This window comes from Teichococcus globiformis, assembly GCF_042646265.1.
Taxonomy (GTDB): domain Bacteria; phylum Pseudomonadota; class Alphaproteobacteria; order Acetobacterales; family Acetobacteraceae; genus Pseudoroseomonas; species Pseudoroseomonas globiformis.
Genome location: NZ_JBHRTN010000018.1, coordinates 431,356 through 437,865, shown reverse-complemented (window position 1 = coordinate 437,865; position 6,510 = coordinate 431,356). Strand labels below are relative to the sequence as shown.

The following is a 6,510-nucleotide window of genomic DNA, read 5'->3' as shown; positions in this document are numbered from 1 at the left end:
CCTGGCCGCGCGCAGCGCCGCCGAGATCGAGGCCGCGGCCACCGCCATCCGCGCGGCTGGCGGACAGGCGGAGGCCATGGTGCTCGACGTAGGCGATCTCGATGCGGTGACCGCCACGCTGGGCGCAGCCGAGCCGTTCGACATCCTGGTGAACAATGCAGGCACCAATCGCCCGGCGCCTTTTATCGAGGTGTCGCCGGAAGATTTCGATGCAGTGATGGCATTGAATGTCCGCTCGGCCTTCTTTGTCGCGCAGGCGGTGGCGAAGCGGCTGGTCGCGGCGGGGCGGCCCGGCTCCATCATCCATGTCTCGTCGCAGATGGGCCATGTGGGCGGGCCGGGCCGCACCGTTTACTGCGCCAGCAAACACGCCATCGAGGGGTTGACCAAGGCCATGGCGGTGGAGCTCGGCGCCCATGGCATCCGCGTCAACAGCGTCTGCCCGACCTTCATCGAAACGCCGATGACCAGGCCGTTCTTCGAGAAGCCGGAGTTCCGCGACTGGGTGCTGACCAAGATCAAGATCGGCCGCATCGGCGTGGTCGAGGATGTGATGGGGCCGGTGGTGTTCCTGGCGTCCGATGCGGCGGCCCTGATGACGGGTAGCGCCCTGATGCTGGATGGAGGCTGGACCGCGGAGTAAGCGCCAGCCTGTGCATACGGATGCATAACGGGCTTGCATCCGTATGCAATGCCAGTCCATGGTGTGGCCTGCACGCCAGCGCAGAAGGGGAGAGCACGCCATGATCCGTTATCTGAAAAAGGGCGCGGAGGCCGCCGAGACGGCCGAGTACGACCGCAAGGTGCGCCAAACGGTTGAGGGCATTCTGGCCGACGTGGAGGCGCGGGGCGACGCCGCCGTGCGCGAGCTGTCGGAGAAGTTCGACAAGTGGTCGCCGGAGAGCTTTCGCCTGTCGCAGGCGCAGATCGACGAGCTGATCGCCAGCCTCCCGGCCCAGGTGATCGAGGACATCAAATTCGCCCAGGCGCAGATCCGCCGCTTCGCCGAGGTGCAGCGCGCTTCGATGAAGGATGTCGAGGTCGAGACGCTGCCGGGCGTGACGCTGGGCCACAAGCACATCCCGGTGGAAAGCGTCGGCTGCTACATCCCGGGTGGCCGCTACCCGATGGTGGCAAGCGCCCACATGTCCGTGCTGACCGCCAAGGTCGCCGGCGTGCCACGCGTCATCGCCTGCACCCCGCCGCTGAACGGCGTGGCACCCGCGGCCACCGTCGCCGCCATGGCGATGGCGGGCGCCGACGAGATCTATCTGCTGGGTGGCATCCAGGCCGTCGCCGCCATGGGCATCGGCACCGAGACGGTGAAGCCCTGCGACATGCTGGTCGGACCCGGCAACGCCTTTGTCGCCGAGGCCAAGCGCCAGCTCTACGGCCGCGTCGGCATCGACCTGTTCGCCGGCCCGACCGAGACGCTGGTGATCGCGGATGACACGGTGGATGCGGAGCTCTGCGCCGTCGACCTGCTGGGCCAGGCCGAGCATGGCCCGACCTCGCCGGCCGTGCTGCTCACGACGTCGAAGAAGATCGCCGAGGACATCGAGGAAGAGATCCAGCGCCAGCTCAAGGTGCTGCCGACCGCCGACATCGCTTCCGTTTCCTGGCGCGACCATGGACAGGTCATCCTCTGCGACACCGATGAGGAGATGCTGCAGGTGGCCGACGACATCGCTTCCGAGCATGTGCAGGTGATGACCAAGGATCCGATCTGGTTCCGTGACAACATGCGCAACTACGGCGCGCTGTTCCTCGGCCCCGAGACCAACGTCGCTTACGGCGACAAGGTGATCGGCACCAACCACACCCTGCCGACCAAGAAGGCCGCGCGCTACACGGGCGGCCTCTGGGTCGGCAAGTTCATCAAGACCTGTACTTGGCAGACGGTGAAGCCGGAAGCCTCGGCGATGGTTGGGGAATACTGCTCGCGTCTCTGCGCCATCGAGAATTTTGCGGGTCACAAGGAACAGGCGGATATCCGCGTGCGGCGCTATGGCGGCAAGAACGCCGCCTGAGCTGCCGGTGACGGCGCGCGACCTGGCGCGCCGCCTCGGCGTCTCGCAATCCATGGTGTCGCGGGCCTTCAGCCCCGGCGCCTCGGTCGCGCCCGAGATGCGCGCGCGCATCCTCCGCGCGGCTGAGGAGGCGGGCTACCGCCCGAACGGCATTGCCGCCGCCCTGTCGCGGCGACGCAGCACGCTGGTTGGCATCGTCATGGCGGAGCTGACCAACCCCTTCTATCCTGGCGTTCTCGAACAGCTCAGCGCCGCGCTCGCGGATGCGGGGTTGCAGTCGCTGCTGATCACGGTCCCGCCCGGCGGTAGCGCCGACGACGCGCTGCCCATGCTGCGGCAGTATCACGTGGATGCGGTGGTGTTGACCTCGGCCAGCCTGTCCTCGGCCAGTGCCTCGCACTGGCTGGGCGATGGGCGTGCAGCCGTGCTGTTCAACCGCACGGCCATCGGGCCGACGAAGCTGGACAGCGTGTCGTGCGACAATGTGGCGGGCGGACGCGCGGCGGCTGAGGCCTTGCTGGGCCGCGGGCGCCGGAAGCTGGCCTATGTGGCCGGTCGGCCGGACACCTCCACCAGCCAGGACCGCGAGCGCGGATTTCGCGAGGTGCTGGTTGCGCAGGGCATTGCGCCGATGCGCGTCGAGGCTGGAGACTTCAGCTATGAGGCCGGACATCGGGCCGCCCTGAAGCTGGGCGGAGTGGACGGCATCTTCTTCGCCAATGACATTCTGGCATTGGGGGGGCTGGACGCTTTGCGGAATGGCCTGGAGCTGGCCGTTCCGGCCGACGTATCGGTGATCGGCTTCGATGACATTCCCATGGGCGCCTGGCCGGCCTACGCGCTGACCACGCTACGGCAGCCTGTGGCGGACATGATCGCGTGCACCGTGGCGCTGCTGCGGGCCCGGCTGGCCGGTGAGGCGGGGGCGTCGCGGGCGGAAAGACTGCCCGCGACGTTGGTGGAGAGAAAGTCCCTCTGAGGGGAGCATTTGGCTCCCCCCGGATCTTCGATGGTCAGAAGGCGCCGAAGGTCGCACCAAGGATGATGATGGCGATCAGCGCACAGACAGGGATCACCAGGTTCACCACGAAAATATCCCCGTAGGAGGATCTGTGGGTGAGGGCGGTGATGGTGAGAAGCGAGATCACCGCACCGTTGTGGGGGAGCGAATCGAAGCCACCCGAGGAGATGGCGGCGATGCGGTGCAGCAGGTCCGGGCTGATGCCGAGCGCGTTGGCCCGTTCCAGATAGGTGGCCCCGAGCGTATCGAGCGCGATGGAAAGACCGCCGGAGGCGGAGCCGGTGATGCCGGCCAGCGCATTGACCGCGATCGCCAGCGAAATGGTGGGCGTTTCGGGTGCGATGCCGACAACGAAGTCACGCACCACCACAAAGGCGGCCAGTGACGCGATGACGGCGCCGTAGCCCACCTCGCTCGCCGTGTTGAAGATGGGCAGCATCGAGCCCGTCGTGCCCTCGTTCAGCGTCTTCTGCGCGTCGCGCAGGTGGCGGCGCTGCAGGATCAACACGGTGAGGATGGCGCCCACCAGTGCCACGATCAGCGCCCAGGTGCCGATCACGGCGGTGGGCGACACATTGCCGTAGACCTGCTGCGCCAGGTAGCCGAGGTCCATGCGCGGGAAGACGATCAGGGAGAACAGCGCGTTCAGGCCGATCACGACGACGATGGGCAGCATGGAGAGCGCGAAGCCCGGGCGCTCCCCTTCCTCGAATTGCGGCAGGTTCTCCTGGTGGTCGCCATAGCCCTCGCCTGCCACCTTCGCCCGGTTCGCGCGCATCTGCAGCCAGGCCAGGCCACCGAACAGCATGATGCAGCCGGCGATCAGGCCAAGGCCCGGGGCGGCAAAGGTGGTGGTGCCGAAGAAGCGGGTCGGGATCGCGTTCTGGATGGCAGGCGTGCCTGGAAACGCGGTCATGGTGAAGGTGAAGGACCCCAGGGCGATGGCGCCCGCGATCAGGCGCTTGGGCACCTGGGCCTCGCGGAACAGCGCCGCCGCGATCGGGTAGATGGCGAAGGCGACGACGAACAGCGACACGCCGCCATAGGTGAGCACGCCGCAGGCCATGGTGACGGCGGTGATCGCGTGCTTGGCGCCAAGCCTTTGCACGATGGTGTGCGCAATGGTGGTGGAAGAGCCGCTATCCGCCATCAGCTTCCCGAAGATCGCGCCCAGCAGGAAGATGGGAAAGAACAGCACGACATAGCGGCCGAGGCTGGTCATGAAGATCTGGGTATAGGTTGCGAGCAGCGGACCGCCCTGCGCCATCACCACCGCCACGGCAGCCATGATGGGAGCAAGATAGAGCACGCTGTAGCCACGATAAGCAAAGTACATGAGCCCTGCTAAAGACAGCAGGATCGCGAAAATGCCGAGCAAGGGGATTTCTCCGGTAGTTGGCTTTATTCAGGCTGCGCGCGCAGATGCGCGACCAGCGCCATCAGTCGCCGGTTACGCCAGTCCGTGCGTTCCTGCAGCTTGTCGGCCGGCAGGGTCTCGCGGCGTTCGGTCTCGGCGCTGCTGATCGCCTTTTGCGACCAGGGCTGCGGGTTGGCACGGGACACAGCGATGTTGTGGTAAAGCGGCGCCAGCCGCGCCGAGTAATCCGCGATGCCGCCAGGCGCGTTCAGGTCGATGGTTTCGAAGGGGCCCATGAAGGCCCAGCGAAGGCCGAGCCCTTTCGACACGGTGAGGTCGATATCCTTGGCCGAGGCCAGGCCCGCCTCGTACAGTGCCCAGGCCTCGTTCAGCAATGCGCCCTGCAGACGGTTCAGGATGAAGCCCTCGATCTCGGCGTTCACCACGATCGGCGCCTGCCCCCAGCCCTCCATCGCTTGGCGCAGCTGGGGAAGGATGCCGGCATCGGTCCAAGGTGCCGGCACCAGCTCCACCAGCGGCACGAGGTGCGGCGGGTTCACCGGATGCGCGACCAGGAAGCGGTTGCGCTTGGCCAGCCCTTCCGTGAAGGCCGAGGCGGGAATGCCGGAGGAGGAAGATCCGCAGATCGCATCGGCGCGCATCGCCGCATCGATTTCGGTGCAGACGGCGGTTTTCACATCCACCCGCTCCAGGACGGATTCCTGGATGTAGTCGGCGGCTCCCACGGCCTCGGGCAGCGTGTCGCAGATGGTGATACGCGACAGTGGCGCCTCAACATCGGCGATCAGCCCGGCGCCCTGCATGTCCTGCAGCATCTGACGGATGCGCGCGGGTGCGCGGGCGCGCAGCGAGGCGTCCGCGTCATAGACGCGAACCGCGGCACCGGCGCGGGCGAAAACCAGCGCCCAGCCGGAGCCCACCAGCCCTGCGCCGACAATCGCTACCGTTTTCAATGCGCTCATGCGCGCTCCTCCTTCATGTCATTGCATGTCCGCTCCGCGGCCGGCTCCGTCCGCGTGGTGCCGCGGATGATCAGCCGGGCGGGCAGGCGCAGCGTGCCGCCCTCGCAGGGTTCGTCGCGGATCCAGGCCAGGGTGCGCTCCACCATGGCGGTGACCGGCTGCTGCACCGTGGTCAGGTCGTGTGCCGGCCAGGCCGACATCGGGATGTCGTCGAACCCCGCCACCATCAGGTCGCGCGGGATCTGCAGCCCGAATTCGCGAGTGGCGACATCGACCGCGCCCAGCGCCAGGATGTCGCTGGCGCCCATGATGCCGTCCGGCCGCTCGCCGGAGGAGAGCAGCCTGCGCGCCGCCTGCTGCCCGGCCGCATAGGTGAAGGACTGCGCCGCTTCCTCCCGCACGGTGAGGCCTGCTGCTTCGCAGGCGGTGCGGAAGCCCTCATGGCGTTCCTGGTTGGTCGAGGTGTCGGCGCGGCCGCTGATGAAGGCCGGGTGCCGCATACCGCCGGCAATCATGTGACGGGCCAGGCTCCCTGCGCCGCCCAGATTATCGCAGACCACCGCGCGCGCATCCGTGTCGAGCGGCGCCCGGTTGAAGTAGAGCAGCGGCACCTGCGCGGCGGCGCAGGTGCGGGTCGCCTCGGTGGTCAGGTTGGTGGCGAGGATGATGGCGTATTCCGGACGGTAGGACAGCAGGAGCCGCAGCGCCGGGTCCACCGGCCCGCCCGCCTCTGCCACCACCAGCATGGTGTTGAAGCCGGCCGGCTGCAGCGCGGCGCTGAGCGAGGCGAGCACCATCGGATAGAAGGGGTTTTCCAGGTCGGCCACCACCACACCCACGATCCGGGTGCGGCCGGTGATCATGCTGCGAGCCAGGGCATCGGGCTGGTAGCCGCGTTCGGCTGCCAGGCGCAGCACGGCGGCGCGGGTGGCGACGGCGATGTCGGCTTCGGGGTGGAAGGCCCGCGCGATGGTGGCGACGGATACGCCCATCTCCCGGGCCAGATCCTTGATGGTGACGCGCTGCGACGGCCTGCTAGGCATGGGATGATCCCGGCGCGCCCTCTGGCTGTGCTCTCATGAACTTGTTCCTCTGCGCGGCCCTTTCTCGGCCGTCTTT

Annotated in this window: 6 protein-coding genes; 3 read left to right on the top strand and 3 right to left on the bottom strand. The window is 67.6% G+C overall.

Translation table 11 applies throughout. The features are described from left to right. The 3 genes from ACFOD4_RS16305 to ACFOD4_RS16295 all read left to right on the top strand — a co-directional run. On the top strand, positions 1-643 hold a 643-nt coding region (locus ACFOD4_RS16305), incomplete at its 5' end, for an SDR family NAD(P)-dependent oxidoreductase (protein ID WP_379598080.1). Positions 644-743: 100 nt separating this feature from the next. Continuing rightward, positions 744-2,030 carry a histidinol dehydrogenase gene (gene hisD, locus ACFOD4_RS16300; RefSeq protein WP_379598078.1) on the top strand — a complete coding sequence of 429 codons (1,287 nt, stop codon included), beginning with the start codon at positions 744-746 and terminating at the stop codon, positions 2,028-2,030. Between the two features lie 7 nt (positions 2,031-2,037). Beyond that, entirely contained in the window at positions 2,038-3,009 is a 972-nt protein-coding gene (locus tag ACFOD4_RS16295) for a LacI family DNA-binding transcriptional regulator (protein WP_379598077.1), read from the top strand. A gap of 34 nt (positions 3,010-3,043) precedes the next feature. Here the strand turns inward: ACFOD4_RS16295 and ACFOD4_RS16290 are convergent, their stop codons facing one another. Genes ACFOD4_RS16290 through ACFOD4_RS16280 form a run of 3 tightly spaced genes read right to left on the bottom strand, consistent with a single transcriptional unit; the run spans position 3,044 to position 6,434 of the window. Then, on the bottom strand, positions 3,044-4,429 hold the full coding sequence (locus ACFOD4_RS16290; RefSeq protein WP_379598075.1) for a GntP family permease: 1,386 nt from the start codon (positions 4,427-4,429) through the stop codon (positions 3,044-3,046). Between the two features lie 23 nt (positions 4,430-4,452). Next, positions 4,453-5,391 carry a 3-hydroxyacyl-CoA dehydrogenase gene (locus tag ACFOD4_RS16285; RefSeq protein ID WP_379598073.1) on the bottom strand — a complete coding sequence of 313 codons (939 nt, stop codon included), beginning with the start codon at positions 5,389-5,391 and terminating at the stop codon, positions 4,453-4,455. After that, positions 5,388-6,434: a LacI family DNA-binding transcriptional regulator gene (locus ACFOD4_RS16280; RefSeq protein WP_379598072.1), complete on the bottom strand. Its 1,047-nt coding sequence runs from the start codon at positions 6,432-6,434 to the stop codon at positions 5,388-5,390. Before ACFOD4_RS16280 ends, ACFOD4_RS16285 begins: the two co-directional genes overlap by 4 nt. Positions 6,435-6,510: the final 76 nt, after the last annotated feature.